Consider the following 16537-nt stretch of genomic DNA (forward strand, 5'->3'; position numbering starts at 1 on the left):
TCCTCGTAACAATCCACAGTCATTTCATTTTACACGCTGATGTTGCCCGCCATTGAAGTCAAGCATGTGAGCAAACGCTATGGAGCTGTGCGTGCGCTCGATGATATCGATCTGGAAATTCACAGCGGTGAATTTTTCGCTTTGCTTGGCCCCAATGGCGCCGGTAAAACTACGTTGATCAGTATCATCGCCGGCCTTTCGCTTGTCGATAGCGGCGACGTGACCGTCATGGGACACCACGTCATCCGAAATTATCAGCAGGCTCGCCTGAATTTGGGTGTGGTGCCGCAAGAATTGGTATTTGATCCATTCTTCACGGTACGGGAAATATTGCGTATTCAATCGGGTTATTACGGCATTACCGGCAATAACCGCTGGATCGATGAAATCATCGAGCGCCTGGATCTTGCCGACAAAGCCGATACTAATTTGCGCGCTTTGTCGGGCGGCATGAAACGTCGGGTATTGGTGGCGCAGGCGCTGGTGCATAAGCCGCCGGTCATCATTCTGGATGAGCCGACCGCGGGGGTGGATGTCGAGCTGCGCCAGACGTTGTGGGATTTCATCAAACAACTGAATCAAGACGGCCACACCATCGTGCTGACGACGCATTATCTGGAAGAAGCGGAAACCTTGTGCAATCGGGTGGCGATGCTGAAACAGGGGAAGATCATCGCGTTGGATAGCACGAAAAATTTGATTGGCACCATGACGTCGGGCCAGACCGTAAAATTGAAAATTCTGCCGGATAAGCTGCCGCCCGTATTGCGCCCGTTGCTCATTGCGCAGGCATATGGATTGCATGAGTTGCGCATTGAAAATTATGCGCATATCGAAGTTATTTTGTCAGCGTTGCGCGCAGCGGATATTCAGATCGTGGAAATGCATCTGCAGCAACCGGATTTGGAGGATGTTTTTCTCAAGCTGATGCGCAAGAACAAGGAGTCTGCATGACCGGTTTTGTCACCCTTCTCTACAAGGAATTATTGCGTTTCTGGAAAGTCGGTTTTCAGACGATCATGGCGCCGATGGTGTCGACATTGTTGTATCTGCTGATTTTCTTTCATGTGCTGGAGGCGCATGTCGAAGTATATCCGCAGGTTCCATACCCAGTTTTCCTGATTCCAGGATTGGTGATGATGGCGGTCATTCAGAACGCGTTTGCCAATTCCTCATCCAGCATCATCCAGTCCAAGATCAGCGGCAATATCGTGTTCATTCTATTATCGCCTATTTCGTATCAGGCCATTTTTCTGGCCTATATACTGGCATCGATCGCGCGCGGATTACTGGTTGGGCTCGGTGTTTATGTCGTGACGCTCCTTTTCTTTGATATCCCTTTGGAATTGCCAGGGTGGGCATTGTTGTTCGTTATACTTGGCAGCGCGATTCTGGGCGCGCTGGGATTGATCGCTGGCATCTGGGCGGATAAATTCGATGAACTGGCGGCGTTCCAGAATTTCATCATTTTGCCTCTGACGTTCTTATCAGGTGTTTTTTACACCATCCATTCGTTGCCGGTCGGTTGGCAGTATTTATCGCACCTCAATCCCTTCTTTTATATGATCGATGGATTTCGCTACGGCTTTTTTGGCGTATCCGATATTTCGCCTTATATAAGTTTGGCGATTGTGGCAATATGCCTGGTAATGATTTCGATGCTAGCTATTCACCTGCTTAAAAAAGGCTATAAATTGCGGCACTAAAAATAAACATATACTACATACAATAATACCTATAGGAGGAAGGAATGATTACAGCAGAAAACGTGAAAACTTACATCGAAGCGGCATTGCCGTGCGAGCACGTTCAAGTCGAGGGCGATGACGGGCGGCACTTCGAAGCGCTCATCGTCAGCGCACAGTTTGTCGGTAAAAATACCGTGCAACAACATCAAATGGTATATAAGTCATTGGGGGATCGCATGAAACAGGAAATCCATGCGTTATCGATGAGAACGCTGACACCGGAGCAGTGGGCTCACCGCTCGTAGAGACCCTTAAAAGAGGGAGAACGACAGGCAAGCAGGCGACGTCAATGTCAATGCGCGCAGTTTCAATGACCCATGAACATGTTTGAACCTTATTTCATCGTAACCACCTTTAACTTGGTTGAGCACATAAGTTTTTCAGGATGTCCCTCGCATTCATCAATCGCGGAACACAAACGGCAGGAAAAACTGAAAGTTTCATCGAACGCCCGGGCTCATTTTTACTTGATCTGGAATAGCAGTGTTTAGACTACTCGGCGCCATAGCAGGCTTCTATATTTTCGGTTTTCTCGGGATATTTCTCGGCTATTTCATTGGAAGTTTCATCGACCGGTTCCGGGCATTCGGCCCAGGTGGCATGAATCCATTCAATATCACCAAGCGACAAACTGTTTTCCTTGAAACCGTGTTCATTCTGATGGGTAAATTGGCGAAATCCGATGGCCGAGTATCAGAAACCGAAGTGTTGCATGTCGAGCAGTTCATGCAAAAACTCGGCATGACCCCCGATCACCGATTGAGAGCGATCGCATTGTTCAAGCAAGGTGCTTCGCCTGGCTATGATATCCACCCAACGATCACTGAATTCGTCACTATCTGTGGTTATTCGGCAAACTTGAAACAAATGCTGCTGATCTACCTCATTATCATGGGATTGTCCGATGGGCACTTGAATACGGCCGAAGAGGAGTTGCTGAGAGAAATCGCCGGTCGCTTGGGTTATCATCCCGCCGCATTTGCGCAGTTGCTCGACATGGTGTCGAATCAGACGCATTTTGCGGGGGGACGGAGTACGTCGGCGAGCGCGCTGGATGATGCCTATCGCGCCTTGGGTGTCAGCAAGGACAGCAGCGACCAGGAAATCAAGCGTGCTTATCGTAAGCTGATGAGCCAATATCACCCAGATAAACTGATGGGGCAGGGCGTACCTGAAGAAATGATCAAAGTTGCGACTGAGCAGGCCAAGGAAGTCCAAACTGCGTATGACTTGATCAAAAAACATCGGGAACAGAACCGCTCCGCCGCATAGTCCTCTCAGCGATTTAAATTTTCTGCCAACAATGAAACCGTTGCTCTACAGCTTCCGTCGTTGTCCGTTCGCCATTCGCGCACGGCTGGCGATCAAAGTCAGCGGCGTGGACGTGGATACGCAGGAAGTCAGCTTGCGCGCCAAACCCAAAGAAATGCTGGAATGCTCACCCAAAGGCACGGTGCCGGTACTGAAGTTTGCCGACGGGCAGGTGCTCGAGCAGAGCCTTGATATCATGCATTGGGCACTGAAACACAATGATCCTGAACATTGGTTGGATGACGATCGGATGATCACTGCTGACATGCTGACGCTGATTCAACGCAACGATGAATGGTTCAAGCCGAAACTCGATTTGTACAAATACGCCGTGCGCTATCCGCAGCATTCCGAAGCCTATTATCGTGAACAAACTGAGCTCTTTCTGGTCGATCTGGAGGAGCGTCTGAAAAACACCGGCCACTTGCTGGCAGGGCGGCATACATTGGCGGATATGGCGATTTTTCCATTCATCCGGCAATTCTGCAATGTCGATCCGGATTGGTTTTGCGCGTCGCGTTATCGAAATGTGGTGCGTTGGCTGGACGATCTGTTGCAGTCCGAATTGTTTCTCAGTGTGATGCGGAAAGAAGGCGAGTGACCGCATACTTGGTATTTTCTTTGAAAGCGTTTGATATTCTCAACATTCAAGTGACTGACAGCCGGGTAGTCAAAGACATCTCAAACCCGGCCCTAGCTCGTTGAATGTGCGGATACTCTTTGTTGGGTTTTTAAAGCCCAGCCTCTTTTTTCAATCGTGTGATGGCCACAGCTACTGCGCTGGAAGCGTTGGCGTAGCGCTTTCCCGTCGCGAGCAATGCTTCTGCTTCCGTGTACTTGCCCGCATTGATGGTCTTTGCGACTTTGCCGGCTTCGACATGAAAGGCTGCATGCTTGGCAACGCAATCGGCATGCGATTGAAATTTTGAAAATTTATATTTGGATTCGCCATGGAGCCATTTGCCCAATTCGCAGCAATTATCCTTGGAAATAGTGGCGTCATCCATTTTTTCCTGTTTTGAAATGGCACTGCGGAATTTAGTTTTCCACTCCGCATGTTTTTCGATTGCGCTATTCAGATCCATGTGTTCTCTCCAAAATGTGGTTTGTCTATGAAAGCAGAGCTATTGCAAGCAATGCGTAGTTGACTCGCATTCCACCATGAGGAGTTCCTGGTTCAGAAATGTCCGTCAGTAAAAAGTAACGTCACATTTCCTGAATTCTGAAAGAGTTGTGCTGATAGGCGTTATCGTTTGTACCGAATATAAATTTGCAAATAGACTGTTTTTAGGTGGAATTACTGCAAATTGTCGGCGTTGCTGGAGGCGCAGCGAGCCGTCGTCCTGGAGTCGCTGTTTGCTCCCTTTGGTTGTGAAGTCCTCTGATGTCATTCTGCAGCTTCTGCCTAGTAATCCCTTGGATTTGATCCGTAACGACCCTGGCGTTGCACACGTTGATTCGATAAAGATCAGGTTGATAATGAATATCTTCCTCCATCTCGAGCGGCGTTTTCGCGATTGAGAAGTCGGCATACACATCAAAAAGTATCGTAAAACGACATCAGATGCTGACTCGCGAGCAGTTGTACGACAAGCTTTTGGAGCTAGGTCTTGCGCGCTATTGCATGCGCTCCACTAGGGCGTTCGCAATATCGATCGCTGCCTCAGAGAGACCTTTCCGCATCACGCGATCCGCAACGGAGCCTGCCTGGCCACCAAAGCCGTTCTGCCATGTTACCCCGGCAAGCAGTTGACCGTTGTGCGTGCTGTTCATGCGAGAGCTCGCGCTCTGCGGTTGCTGGTCGTAGCCACCAGCCGCGCGAACGACGAGATATGCATCGATTCCCTGCTCCCTAAGCTTGGTTAGACCTTCCGGCTTAGCAATCTCGACTTCGTTGAGATTCAACCGGACGAGCATATTGGTCGTACTGGAAGGGTCGATAATCGTGAAGCCACGGTTCGCAAGCTCAATCCCAACAGCGTCTGCGAGCACGCCACCACCGGGTGCAAGAGCAATGACTTTGACGGCATGATGCACCGGCGGCGCGACAGGTGCAATTGATACTTTCGACGAAGCACAGCCTTGAAGTAGTATTGCGATGAGAATTGTCAACCATAGTCCGAAACTCATCCGAATCAAATTTCGCTTTCCTTTAGGTGGAGTTGAAAACGTCCAATGCAAAATATAAAAAATTTTGTCCAATATTCTTGTAGGTAATGTCATGGAATTACAGTGATGTTTTGTTATCATATTAATTGATTGACCAAAACAAATAGTATAAGCACATAATACCAATTACTCGATCAAGTCCGTGAAAAAATACAAACACTATAGCTTAGGTACAGAAGAAACTTATATTGCATGGATTAAACACTATGTTATTTTTACGGCACGCGTCGTCCGGCTGAAATCGGAGCGGTTGAAGTAAAACAGTTTTTTGTTTTATCTGGTTAATGAATCTCGAGTATTCAATAATTGGTATAAAATTAATCGATACACCCAGTGTACCTTTATCGCTATAAAAGATTTCAGCACGTTTTAAATTAACGTTGTAAAGTTACTGCTTGTCCTTCGGGTTATTTGTAAAAATCAATGACAATTGATCCGATTCTGAATTCAATGAAAAAACTTTCCCCTGAGATGATTGCCCGGCGGCTTGCGCATTTGCCTAAGCCTGTCTTTTCCGAAGAATTACCGGTCAACGCGCGCCGTGAAGAAATCAAGCGGGCGATTGAGCAACATCAGGTGGTGATCATTTGCGGTGAAACCGGTTCGGGCAAAACGACGCAGATTCCCAAGATTTGCCTGGAACTCGGGCGCGGCGTTCAAGGCTTGATCGGCCATACGCAGCCACGACGCATTGCCGCACGAACGGTCGCAGCGCGTATCGCCTCGGAATTGGATAGTCCGGTCGGCCAAGCGGTGGGCTATAAAGTGCGGTTTGCTGACAAAATCAATCCGGACAGCTATGTCAAGCTGATGACCGATGGCATTCTGCTGGCGGAAACGCAGAGTGATCCATTATTGCAGTCGTATGACACGCTGATCATCGACGAAGCGCACGAGCGCAGCCTGAACATCGATTTCCTGATCGGCTACATCAAGCAACTGCTGTCCCAGCGGTCGGATCTTAAATTGATCGTGACTTCTGCCACTATCGATGCGCAGCGCTTTTCCCGGCATTTCAACGATGCACCGGTCATTGAAGTGACTGGCCGGATGTATCCGGTTGAAGTGTTGTATCGTTCCATCGGTGTGGACGATGACGAAGAGGATGATGGACAGCGCGCCATTGCGAATGCCGTCGATGAACTGGTCGCGACCGGGCCGGGGGACATTCTGGTGTTTTTGCCGGGGGAACGGGAGATTCGGGAAACGGCAGAAACTCTGCGCAAGCACCATTTTGATCGAGCTCGGCCGGGTTTTCTCGGTGTCGAAATTCTGCCGTTATTTGCACGGCTGTCGTTTGCCGAGCAGGAGCGTGTGTTTCAGACCGGCAATACGCGCCGCATCGTACTGGCTACCAATGTGGCCGAGACTTCCTTGACAGTGCCCGGCATCCGCTATGTGATCGATACCGGGTTGGCGCGGATCAACCGCTATAGTTACCGCAACAAAGTCGAGCAACTGCTGGTGGAAAAAATATCGCGAGCCTCTGCCAATCAGCGCGCCGGGCGCTGTGGGCGCGTCGCGAATGGCGTGTGTATTCGTTTGTATTCCGAACTGGATTATCAGGGTCGCGCAGAATTTACCGATCCGGAAATTTTGCGCTCATCGCTGGCCGCCGTCATTTTGCGCATGCAATCGCTCAAAATCGGCGATGTCGAGAATTTTCCGTTTTTGCAACCGCCGCCGCCGCGCATGATCGCCGATGGCTATCAGTTACTGGCGGAATTGGGCGCAGTGGATGACAGTCGGCAACTGACTTCGATCGGTTGGCGTCTGGCAAAATTTCCATTGGATCCCAAAATTGCGCGCATGATTCTGGCGGCGAAACAGGAAAACTGCCTGCATGAGATCCTGATCATTGCGTCGGCGCTGAGTGTGCAAGATCCGCGCGACCGGCCCTTTGAACATCAGGCAGCGGCTGACGACGCGCATCGGCGTTTCCGGGATGAGCATTCTGACTTTCTCGCTTACCTGAAGCTGTGGAATTTTTTTGACGATCTGTTGAAACACAAGAAATCCACGCGAAAATTGATTGCGTACTGTCGCGAGCAGTTTTTGTCCTACCGTCGGCTGCGCGAATGGCGCGAGATTCATGGACAGTTGCAGGTCTTGATGAGCGAACTGGGTTTCAGAGCCAATGAAGTACCTGCCAAATATGAGGAGATCCATCGTGCGTTACTGACTGGGTTATTAGGCAATATTGGCTTCAAAACCGAAAAGGAAGGCGAATACCTGGGTGCACGCGGGATCAAGTTTGCTATTTTTCCCGGCTCAGTGCTGAAAAAAGCCAAAGTAAAGTGGGTGGTGGCTGCAGAATTGGTCGAAACCAGCAAATTGTATGCGCGCTGTGTGGCCAAGATCGAGCCATCCTGGCTGGAAAAAATGGCCGGCAATGTGTGCAAAAAACATTACTTTGAGCCGCATTGGGAAAAGAAACGGGCACAAGTGGTGGCGTATGAACGAGTCACATTGTATGGCTTGACGATCGTGCCGAAGCGACCGGTGCATTACGGACCGATCAATCCCCGGGAAGCACGGGAGATTTTTATCCGCTCGGCGCTGGTGTCAGGAGAATATCTCACTCAAGCGCCTTTCTTTGCGCATAACCAGCATCTTATCCATGACATCGAAGAACTCGAACATAAAGCGCGGCGCCAGGATGTATTGGTTGATGAGGAGGAAATTTTCGCTTTTTATGATGCGCTGATTCCTGAGAAGGTCATTAATGGTGCGGGTTTTGAGCAATGGCGCAAGCAGGCTGAGCAGAACAATCCTCATGTGCTGTATCTGAATCGCGAATCGCTGATGCGGCATCAGGCCGATCGCATTACTGATGTGCAATTTCCAGAAACGCTGGCATTACCGGACGGCAGCGTGTTAGCGCTCAAGTATCGCTTTGATCCCGGTCATCCGTTGGATGGCGTGACAGTCCGGGTGCCTCTGCCGCTATTGAATCGTCTTGATCCGAAACAGATCGATTATGTGGTCCCGGGTCTCATACGCGAAAAGATCACTTGGCTGCTCAAGGCACTGCCGAAGCAGATTCGGCGCATGCTGGTGCCCTTGCCGGACACGGTGACGGAATTTTTACAGGCGCATTTGGATGCCATGCCGGACACGTCATTGCTCGATGCGTTGGCTGCATTCGTGCTCAGTAAAACTACGCTGACTGTTCCGGCTGGAACGTGGCAAGTCAAGGAAATGCCTGCACATTTGCTGATGAATGTCCAAATCGTCGACGATACCGGTCAGGATATGGCGATGAGCCGTGATTTGTCTGAACTGCAGGCTCATCTGGGCAAAGCTGCGCAGATGACATTTGTGTCACGTGGCGAGACGAGCGAGAAAGTCAGCATCGAACGGGACCATATTACCCGTTGGGATTTTGGCGATTTGCCGTTAGACATCGCCTTTCAGCGTAATCATCAGCGGTTGACCGGTTATCCTGCGCTGGTGGATCAAACGGATAGCACTGCCATCCGCTTATTCGACACGCAAGTTGCAGCGAATGCGGCAATGCGCCTGGGCGTTCGGCGCTTGTTGTGCTTGGCGCTGAAGGAACAGCTCAGGCAATTCGAAAAAAATCTGCCTGGGCTCAGGCAAGCAAGCCTGCAATTGGCAGCTTGCATACAGCCGGGTGATCTGAAGCAGGACATGCTGAGCGTCATCATTGAACGGGCATTGTTGAACAATGATCCGCTGCCGCGCACAGAAGCCGAATTTGCCGCGCAGTGTCAGCGGGCAAGAAATCGCTTGCCGGAGGTGGCCGCTGCGCTCGCCCGGCTGTTACAGGAAATCGGCGCTGAATATCAAATTCTGGTCGGTAAAATGAGTAATGTCCGCGTGAGCAGAATCAAGAATGAATTGGCCGGGCAGATTGAATATTTGGTTTATCCGGGTTTCCTCAGTCAAACGCCCTGGCAGAATCTGCAGCAATTTCCTCGCTACATCAAAGGTATGTCAGTAAGAACCGAGAAATTTGTCAATAACCCTGGGCGCGATGAAACGAATGGCCGGGAAGTCAATGCGTTGTGGCAACAATATCTGCAGCGCCTGGAAAAGCATCGCGCCAGCGGCGTAAGCGATGAGCATCTGCTCGAATTTCGTTGGAACATCGAAGAATTGCGAGTGTCTCTCTTTGCGCAGGAATTAAAAACGCCTTACCCCATTTCCATTAAGCGTTTGCAAAAGCTCTGGGATAGCGTGCATGCTTGAAATGGGGCATATTCCCAAGTCTTTTCGAGGCATGGCAGTAGCTGTGCGTTCCTATAATGATTTTTTTGTCAGGTAAGATCGGAAATTTCAATGATGCGTTCATGCAGAGCGATGTATTGTGGCCTTTGGTGGCTGTTTGCTGGATCCATACTGTCGGCATGCGGTGTGGAAAACCATCTGCATCAGGCTATTCGCTACGCTGAAGCGGCGGTCATTGCGGATGATGGCGAAACCATTGTAAAACACTCTGAGACAGCAAAAAATCACGCACTCCTGGCGCAGAATCAACATAATATTTCATCAGCGGACCGAATTCATTTAGCGGTTGGCATTGTCAGCCTGGAGCAAGCCATCAGGAATGGAAAGTTCGAGGCGGATGATTCTGCAAGAAAAGCCGCACGAGGCGCAATGATTCATTTCAAGGAAGTTCGAAAATAAGCATCAGTCAATGAGCCGTTTGCTCATGCGAATTGAACGATTACGAAGGTAATCAGAATTCACTGAGCGTGCTGAAATTCTGAACGGATTCCCAGCAAGTGAAGGACGACTTTAATTGAGCGATCACGATGGCTTATGGACTGAACTTTGCCCATAGGTGAGAAGTATCAAGCTTTGCCGCATTTCGTTCAATGACATCTGATTCCTGCCCAACTGTCTATTTTTATATTCTCAATTGGAATAAGAAATGAAATTTTTCAGCAAAAAGAGAATTTATCTGATTGTCAGCACGATGTTTACCACGTAGTATTTGTCGCTTTTCTTACAAATGTAATGAGTAACCTTATCTCCTAGATGCATGCTGGTTTTGCGTTTTGATTTTAATGACTTATCTTTTACAAGGAACTCTTGATTATGACAACGATTAATTTATCCGATCTGAATGGCAGCAATGGTTATCGTGTGGATGGGGCATTACCGTATGATGCCGTGGGCAATTCAGTGAGCAATGCCGGGGATATCAATGGAGATGGCTTTGATGATGTCATCATCGGAACTTGGAAAAGCAATCTGAATGGTACCGAATCAGGCTCAAGCTATGTAGTGTTTGGCACGGCATCAGGTACGGTTGCAGAAGTGGATCTGACGAGTCTGGATGGCAGCAATGGTTTCCGTCTGGATGGCACCGGGCAGTTTGAACGGCTGGGCGCATCCGTCAGTACTGCAGGCGATGTCAATGGCGATGGCCTTGAGGATATCATCATCGGTGCGCGTTTGACCGACCGTAGCAGTACAAGTTATGGTTTTAGCATGGGAACCGGCGCGAGCTACGTGGTATTCGGACAGTCGACAGGATTCAATCCTGTCATGGATTTATCCCAACTCGACGGCAGCAATGGCTTCCGCCTCGATGGGCGATCAGCCATCAATGCATCCGGCCATATCGTCAGCAATGCAGGAGATGTGAACGGCGATGGATTTGGTGATTTGATCATCGGCGCTCCCGATCCATTTTCATATACTCCCGAAGATAACGCTCGTTCATCGGGTGATGCCTATGTGGTATTCGGAAAAGCGTCGGGCTTCAGCGCCGCATTGCAACTATCCAGTTTGACCGGCGTGGATGGGTTCCGGGTCGAAGGTATCGGGGGCGACCATTTGGGGGCTGCGGTCAGCAGCGCCGGAGATATTAATGGGGATGGATTCGATGATGTGATCATCAGTGCCGATGGATACTATGGAGATAACAGTTACGTAGTTTTTGGCAATGCCGCCGGCTTCAATGCATCGATAGATGTGCTGAGCCTGAATGGCAGCAATGGCTTTCAATTGCGCGGTACCCAGCAGTCATTCAATGACGCGGGGGATATCAATGGCGACGGGTTTGACGATTTGATCGCTGGAAATCATGTCGTATTCGGTAAGAATTCGGGATTCGATGCCGTCGTCGATGTCACGGCGCTCGATGGCACGAATGGTTTTAACTTTATCTTGCCGACGACGTTTTTTGTGATCAGTGGCGCTGGTGACGTCAACGCTGACGGATTTGACGACCTGATCGTTGGCGAACGCTTTCAGGGTGTCGATGTAAACAGCCAAGCAGGCGTCAGTTATTTGGTATATGGCAAGGCTAGCGGATTTGGCGCTACCTTGGATCTCACCAATTTCGATGAAACGCTGGGCATTCGGTTCGAAGGGGTTGCATCGAATGATTTTTCAGGCAGTGCAGTCAGCAGCGCGGGTGATGTCAATAATGACGGATTTGATGATGTGATCATCGGTGCGTCGGGCGCTGATCCGCATGGAGAAGAATCCGGTTCGAGCTATATCGTTTTGGGTGGAAATTCCTCGATCAATGAACCCGTGTTACAGGGTACCCCGGGCGATGACCAGCTAATCGGCACGAATTTGGCCGAACGGTTTGAAGCCGGCGACGGAAACGACACATTGATCGGGCGGGGCGGAGCCGATATATTTCACGCCGGTGCCGGCAATGACTATATTCGTGTTGGCAATTTAGACTTTGCACTAGTCGAGGGTGGGGAAGGTGACGATACGTTGGGTCTGGGCAACAAAGAGCTCAATCTTGATCTAGCGAATGCGGCAGGCAAGATCAGCGGCATTGAAACCATCTTTTTGTATGGGTCTGGCGATAATACTCTCACGCTCACTGCAACGGATGTGATTAATTTGTCAGATAGTAGCAATACCTTGAAGATTTTGGGAAATGCCGGTGATCGCATCGTAGGGTTGGCTAGCGGCTGGGAAGATGGGGGAATCAATGGAAGCCTGCATACCTTTACCAGTGGTGATGCGATATTGCTGGTTGGTCTGAACGTAACTACTGATTTCATCTAGATTTGATCTAACCGCTTTAGCTCCGGTCTGCGCAGTGGTGAGTGAGCATTCATGAACTCGGCAATGCCCGGAGCCAAACAAGAGCGGTCAGATTCTCTTTTGATGAAGTGAATTAGCTGGGTAGCTGTAGCCTTTTGGCATCAATATAATCATCTGCTTCAATTTCCACTCTTAATTAAACCGTCAGGAGAGACTCAAGAAGTAGCCCTGCGTTGCTTTACTTCAATTCAATTGAGAGTATAGTCAATTCCTGCTTATTTTCGGTCACGGAAAATTTCCGGTGCCAATATTGGCGTGTTGAGCTTGTGTCAATATCTCATGACCGAGCATAGTCGCTTAAAAAGCTTGCAGAGAACGAGTCACTCAAATAACGATGGATTAATGAATGAATTCAGAATCAGGATCTTCAATGGATACGAATGAAGCAGAGGTTAAGCCTACACTTGAAATCAGTACTTCCCGTCAGATGTTGTCGTGGCTTGCTGAGCAACGGCTTTCAATCGCACTGACCACTTATCAGATCGGCAAATTGTATTTCATCGGATTGAAGCCAGACAATGGATTATCGGTTTTTGAGCGCAGTTTCAATCGGTGCATGGGCTTGTGCGCAACTTCCAATGGGCTGTACATGAGCAGTTTGTATCAGGTGTGGCGTTTCGAGAATGTGTTTGAGCCCGGCCAACAGCAAGACGGTTTCGACCGGTTATATGTGCCTCAGATTGGCTACACTACAGGCGATCTCGATATTCATGACATGGCGGTGAATCGGGATGGGCGTTTGGTATTTGTGAATACATTGTTCGGCTGTTTAGCGACCTTGAGCGAAACGCACAGCTTCAAGCCGCTGTGGCAACCGCCCTTCATCAGCAAGCTTGCGGCTGAAGATCGGTGTCATTTGAACGGTCTGGCGATGAAGGATGGTCAACCGGCGTATGTGACGGCAGTCAGTCAATCCGATGTCGCCGATGGATGGCGCGAGCATCGCATGAGTGGCGGGATCGTCATCAATGTCACGAGTAATGACATTGTATGCACCGGTTTGTCGATGCCGCATTCGCCGCGCTGGTATAACGATAAATTGTGGCTGCTCAATTCCGGAACAGGAGATTTTGGCTATGTTGATCTGGCCACTGGGCGATTTGAATCGGTATGCTTTTGCCCGGGCTATATGCGTGGCCTGAGTTTTCATGGGCATTTCGCCCTCGTAGGTCTATCTAAGCCGCGCCATAATAAAACCTTCAGTGGTCTTGCACTCGATGATCATTTGAAGTCGCGCAATGCCGAAGCACGCTGCGGGGTGCAGATCATTGATCTTCGTACCGGCGATATCGTGCATTGGTTGCGCATGGAAGGCGTGGTGAATGAACTCTATGACGTGATTACGCTACCGCAGATACGCCGACCGATGGCACTTGGATTCAAAACGGATGAAATTCGCCGCGTGCTGAGCATCGAAACGTAAAGGATTCATATCGTGATAACTATGGGAATTTATTAAAGGAATTACCCTTGAAATGCAGAACGATAACTTGAACGATAGTATCGTCCAGGCGCGGTTGTAAGGAGTGAGAAATCAGTGTCGCAAGCGGTGGTAACATTCAAGAATCCACAGGGCGAATCGCTGGCTGGTGTGCTGGAGATACCATCCGGCCCGATTAAATCCTATGCGTTGTTTGCGCATTGCTTTACCTGTTCAAAAAATAATCCTGCCGCGACCTGGATCACGTGCGCTCTGGCCAGCCAAGGCATTGCCGTTTTGCGGTTTGATTTTACCGGACTGGGAGACAGCAGCGGCGAATTTTCCCATACCAACTTTTCTTCCAATGTGCAGGACCTGTTGGCAGCCGCGCAGTATCTCGAAGATCATTATGCTGCGCCATCTTTGCTGATCGGGCATAGCCTCGGTGGTTCAGCGGTACTGGCGGCAGCTCAGGAGCTTGTCGCCGTGAAAGCGGTCGCTACCATCGGCGCGCCGGCGACGGCGGCGCATCTCAAGCACTTATTTGCAGATTCCTATCATCAATTAACACAACAATCCTCAGTGGAGGTGCAACTTGGCGGAAGGGCATTCAATATCCGCCGTCAATTCATCGAGGATCTGGAAAAATACAATTCCGTCGCGCACATCCACGCACTGAACAAAGCATTGTTAATTTTTCATTCCCCTGCCGATACGATCGTTTCGATTGATGAAGCAGCGCGAATCTATACTGCTGCGAAGCATCCGAAAAGCTTTGTGTCGCTGGATCATGCCGATCATTTGCTGTCGGATTCGAAAGATGCTTATTATGTAGCGAACGTGTTGTCTGCATGGGTGGGCCGTTATTTGACGGTTGAACAGGCGGCCGTGAAAGAGAACGCTACCGACGTGCCAGTCATTCAGCCAGGCAGCGTGATCGTGCGTGAATGCGACAAAAAATTCACGCGCGAGATTCTGACGTCGCATCATCGCCTGATCAGTGATGAACCGATTGCGCTGGGTGGTACCGATTTGGGGTTCAATCCCTACGAATTGCTGCTTGCCGCACTAGGCAGCTGTACATCGATGACATTGCGCATGTATGCGAATCACAAGCAAATCGACTTGCAGGACATTCAGGTTGAATTGCATCATGATCGAATTCACGCAAATGATTGCGCCGGCTGTGATGAACATCCGCAGCAAATCGATGTGATCACCCGAGTCATTCAGTTGACCGGTCATCTGGATGAGAAGCAGCGCACCCGGTTGTTGGAAATAGCGAATGCTTGCCCTGTGCATAAGACGTTAAACAGTAAGATTCAGATCAATACCAGCCTGATGGATGCATAGGGTAATGCAATCAGATGATTCCATTGAAAAGTTCCGAATCGATAAATGGCTGTTTGCTGCGCGTTTTTTCAAGACACGGTCATTGGCGGCGGAGGCTGTTGAACGCGGCCGGGTTAGCTTGAATGACCAGCGCGTGAAGCCAGCGAAGACCGTGGCTGTGGGTGATATGCTCACCATTCGAATCGGCAGTGTTCAGTATGTCATCGAGGTATTGGCGCTGTCGAATAAGCGTGGATCCGCACCTCAGGCCCAGCAGCTTTACCGCGAGACGGATGAAAGCAAGACACAGCGCGAATCAATGATTGCCCGCCTCAAAGCGCAGCCTCAAGCACTGCTCACCCGAGGCCGGCCCACCAAACGTAATCGACGCAAAATTGAGCAATTCATTTCCGACCGGGATGAATATTGAGCCTGCAAGCAAATGTAATGGCTGTTTTCCTGAGCTTTCCACATACCTATCCTGAAGATACCTTTGAGAGAGATCAAAAATGAGCAATGATACTTTTAGCCTGAATAAGGACCAGTTGATTCAGCAATCTTTTGTGCAGATGGATCAGCACTTACACGGTTTGGATTACACGCCGGCGCAGAAGCTGGCGTTGACCTGCCGTATTTTATTTGATAACGGACATGATTCAGGTTTGGCAGGGCAAATTACTGCGCGTGGCGAGGTTCCGGGAACCTATCTGACGCAGCGGCTCGGTTATGGTTTTGATGAGATTTGCGCCAGTAATCTTTTGCTGGTGAATGAAGATCTGGAGGTTTTGCAGGGAGAGGGAATGGCCAATCCCGCTAACCGTTTTCATTCATGGCTGTACCGCGCGCGACCTGACGTGCAATGCATCATTCATACTCATGCAATACATACGGCTGCGCTGAGCATGCTGGAGGTGCCATTGGAGATCTCGCATATGGATAATTGCGTGTTGTATGATGACGTGGCATTTCTACCTGACTGGCCGGGTGTGCCGGTTGGAAACGAAGAAGGTGAAATGATTTCCGTGGCGATCGGCAACAAACGTGCTTTGTTACTGGCCCACCACGGCTTGCTGATCGCTTGTTCGAGTATCGAAGAAGCCTGCTTATTGGCGCTTGCTTTTGAACGCGCAGCGCGTATGCAATTGCTGGCGGCATCTGCAGGACAAATCAAACCCATAGCTCCGGATTTAGGACGCGAAGCGCATGATTGGATCTTGCGGGGACAACGCAGCGCGGTGGGTTTTGCTTATTACGCGCGCCGCAGTTTGAGAAGGAACGTAGAATGTTTGGAATAATTGCATTCCCATTCCTTGAACCATTTCTAACCAAGTCATCAGTTTAATGGCTCATCAGCTAACGACATTTTTGCGGCGTATGCAGATATCAATTGTACCAGCTGGCTGTTTCGGTTAGAATCCGCACTTCCTAGGCGCGTAGCTCAGCTGGTTAGAGCACCACCTTGACATGGTGGGGGTCGTTGGTTCGAGTCCAATCGCGCCTACCAAGC

Annotated in this window: 14 protein-coding genes and 1 tRNA gene; 13 read left to right on the forward strand and 2 right to left on the reverse strand. The window is 49.7% G+C overall.

Going from position 1 to position 16537, the window contains the following annotated elements; genetic code table 11:
• The first annotated feature begins 39 nt into the window (after positions 1-39).
• The 5 genes from ABF87_RS02630 to ABF87_RS02650 all read left to right on the forward strand — a co-directional run bounded on the left by ABF87_RS02630 (position 40) and on the right by ABF87_RS02650 (position 3660).
• Positions 40-954, forward strand: a complete 915-nt coding sequence (locus tag ABF87_RS02630; RefSeq protein WP_193567990.1) for an ABC transporter ATP-binding protein — start codon at positions 40-42, stop codon at positions 952-954.
• Positions 951-1706 (forward strand): ABC transporter permease, encoded by a 756-nt coding sequence (locus tag ABF87_RS02635; RefSeq protein ID WP_160827586.1) that lies wholly within the window; start codon positions 951-953, stop codon positions 1704-1706. The genes ABF87_RS02630 and ABF87_RS02635 overlap by 4 nt, the downstream gene beginning before the upstream one ends.
• Before the next feature lie 44 nt (positions 1707-1750).
• Entirely contained in the window at positions 1751-1993 is a 243-nt protein-coding gene (locus tag ABF87_RS02640; RefSeq protein WP_160827587.1) for a BolA/IbaG family iron-sulfur metabolism protein, read from the forward strand.
• 238 nt (positions 1994-2231) lie between these two features.
• On the forward strand, positions 2232-3020 hold the full coding sequence (gene djlA / locus ABF87_RS02645) for a co-chaperone DjlA (RefSeq protein WP_160827588.1): 789 nt from the start codon (positions 2232-2234) through the stop codon (positions 3018-3020).
• A 31-nt stretch (positions 3021-3051) separates the two neighbouring features.
• The gene (locus tag ABF87_RS02650) at positions 3052-3660 is read left to right on the forward strand and encodes a glutathione S-transferase (protein ID WP_160827589.1); all 609 of its coding nucleotides are present in this window, start codon (positions 3052-3054) and stop codon (positions 3658-3660) included.
• A 130-nt stretch (positions 3661-3790) separates the two neighbouring features.
• Here ABF87_RS02650 and ABF87_RS02655 read toward each other — a convergent pair whose 3' ends face one another.
• Together ABF87_RS02655 and ABF87_RS02660 are read right to left on the reverse strand one after the other, a co-directional pair.
• A complete protein-coding gene (locus ABF87_RS02655; RefSeq protein ID WP_160827590.1) occupies positions 3791-4144 on the reverse strand; it encodes a CZB domain-containing protein in 354 nt (117 codons plus the stop codon).
• Between the two features lie 532 nt (positions 4145-4676).
• Positions 4677-5198 carry a hypothetical protein gene (locus ABF87_RS02660; protein ID WP_160827591.1) on the reverse strand — a complete coding sequence of 174 codons (522 nt, stop codon included), beginning with the start codon at positions 5196-5198 and terminating at the stop codon, positions 4677-4679.
• Between the two features lie 480 nt (positions 5199-5678).
• Here ABF87_RS02660 and hrpA point away from each other — a divergent pair, with 480 nt between their 5' ends.
• The 8 genes from hrpA (at position 5679) to ABF87_RS02700 (ending at position 16534) form a co-directional block, all read left to right on the forward strand.
• A complete protein-coding gene (gene hrpA, locus ABF87_RS02665) occupies positions 5679-9443 on the forward strand; it encodes an ATP-dependent RNA helicase HrpA (RefSeq protein ID WP_160827592.1) in 3765 nt (1254 codons plus the stop codon).
• Between the two features lie 90 nt (positions 9444-9533).
• The gene (gene smbP, locus ABF87_RS02670; RefSeq protein WP_160827593.1) at positions 9534-9881 is read left to right on the forward strand and encodes a small metal-binding protein SmbP; all 348 of its coding nucleotides are present in this window, start codon (positions 9534-9536) and stop codon (positions 9879-9881) included.
• Positions 9882-10295: 414 nt separating this feature from the next.
• Positions 10296-12239 carry an integrin alpha gene (locus ABF87_RS02675; protein ID WP_240143490.1) on the forward strand — a complete coding sequence of 648 codons (1944 nt, stop codon included), beginning with the start codon at positions 10296-10298 and terminating at the stop codon, positions 12237-12239.
• Positions 12240-12648: 409 nt separating this feature from the next.
• Positions 12649-13701 carry a TIGR03032 family protein gene (locus ABF87_RS02680; protein ID WP_160827595.1) on the forward strand — a complete coding sequence of 351 codons (1053 nt, stop codon included), beginning with the start codon at positions 12649-12651 and terminating at the stop codon, positions 13699-13701.
• Between the two features lie 114 nt (positions 13702-13815).
• Complete coding sequence (locus tag ABF87_RS02685) at positions 13816-15051, forward strand: bifunctional alpha/beta hydrolase/OsmC family protein (protein ID WP_160827596.1); 1236 nt, start codon at positions 13816-13818, stop codon at positions 15049-15051.
• 4 nt (positions 15052-15055) lie between these two features.
• Positions 15056-15460, forward strand: coding sequence for an RNA-binding S4 domain-containing protein (locus ABF87_RS02690; protein WP_160827597.1), 405 nt, complete (start codon positions 15056-15058; stop codon positions 15458-15460).
• Between the two features lie 79 nt (positions 15461-15539).
• The gene (locus ABF87_RS02695; RefSeq protein ID WP_160827598.1) at positions 15540-16325 is read left to right on the forward strand and encodes an aldolase; all 786 of its coding nucleotides are present in this window, start codon (positions 15540-15542) and stop codon (positions 16323-16325) included.
• Positions 16326-16457: 132 nt separating this feature from the next.
• Positions 16458-16534, forward strand: a tRNA-Val gene (locus ABF87_RS02700).
• The last annotated feature ends 3 nt before the right edge of the window (positions 16535-16537 follow it).

It is taken from the genome of Nitrosomonas sp. JL21 (genome assembly GCF_009833095.1).
Taxonomy (GTDB): domain Bacteria; phylum Pseudomonadota; class Gammaproteobacteria; order Burkholderiales; family Nitrosomonadaceae; genus Nitrosomonas.

Coding starts and splice junctions, on each gene's coding strand:
- ABF87_RS02675 (WP_240143490.1), top strand. CDS start 10,296: ATGACAACGATTAATTTATCCGATCTGAATGGCAGCAATGGTTATCGT.
- ABF87_RS02655 (WP_160827590.1), bottom strand. CDS start 4,144: ATGGATCTGAATAGCGCAATCGAAAAACATGCGGAGTGGAAAACTAAA.
- hrpA (WP_160827592.1), top strand. CDS start 5,679: ATGAAAAAACTTTCCCCTGAGATGATTGCCCGGCGGCTTGCGCATTTG.
- ABF87_RS02635 (WP_160827586.1), top strand. CDS start 951: ATGACCGGTTTTGTCACCCTTCTCTACAAGGAATTATTGCGTTTCTGG.
- ABF87_RS02680 (WP_160827595.1), top strand. CDS start 12,649: ATGGATACGAATGAAGCAGAGGTTAAGCCTACACTTGAAATCAGTACT.
- ABF87_RS02695 (WP_160827598.1), top strand. CDS start 15,540: ATGAGCAATGATACTTTTAGCCTGAATAAGGACCAGTTGATTCAGCAA.
- ABF87_RS02690 (WP_160827597.1), top strand. CDS start 15,056: ATGCAATCAGATGATTCCATTGAAAAGTTCCGAATCGATAAATGGCTG.
- ABF87_RS02630 (WP_193567990.1), top strand. CDS start 40: ATGTTGCCCGCCATTGAAGTCAAGCATGTGAGCAAACGCTATGGAGCT.
- ABF87_RS02640 (WP_160827587.1), top strand. CDS start 1,751: ATGATTACAGCAGAAAACGTGAAAACTTACATCGAAGCGGCATTGCCG.
- smbP (WP_160827593.1), top strand. CDS start 9,534: ATGATGCGTTCATGCAGAGCGATGTATTGTGGCCTTTGGTGGCTGTTT.
- ABF87_RS02650 (WP_160827589.1), top strand. CDS start 3,052: ATGAAACCGTTGCTCTACAGCTTCCGTCGTTGTCCGTTCGCCATTCGC.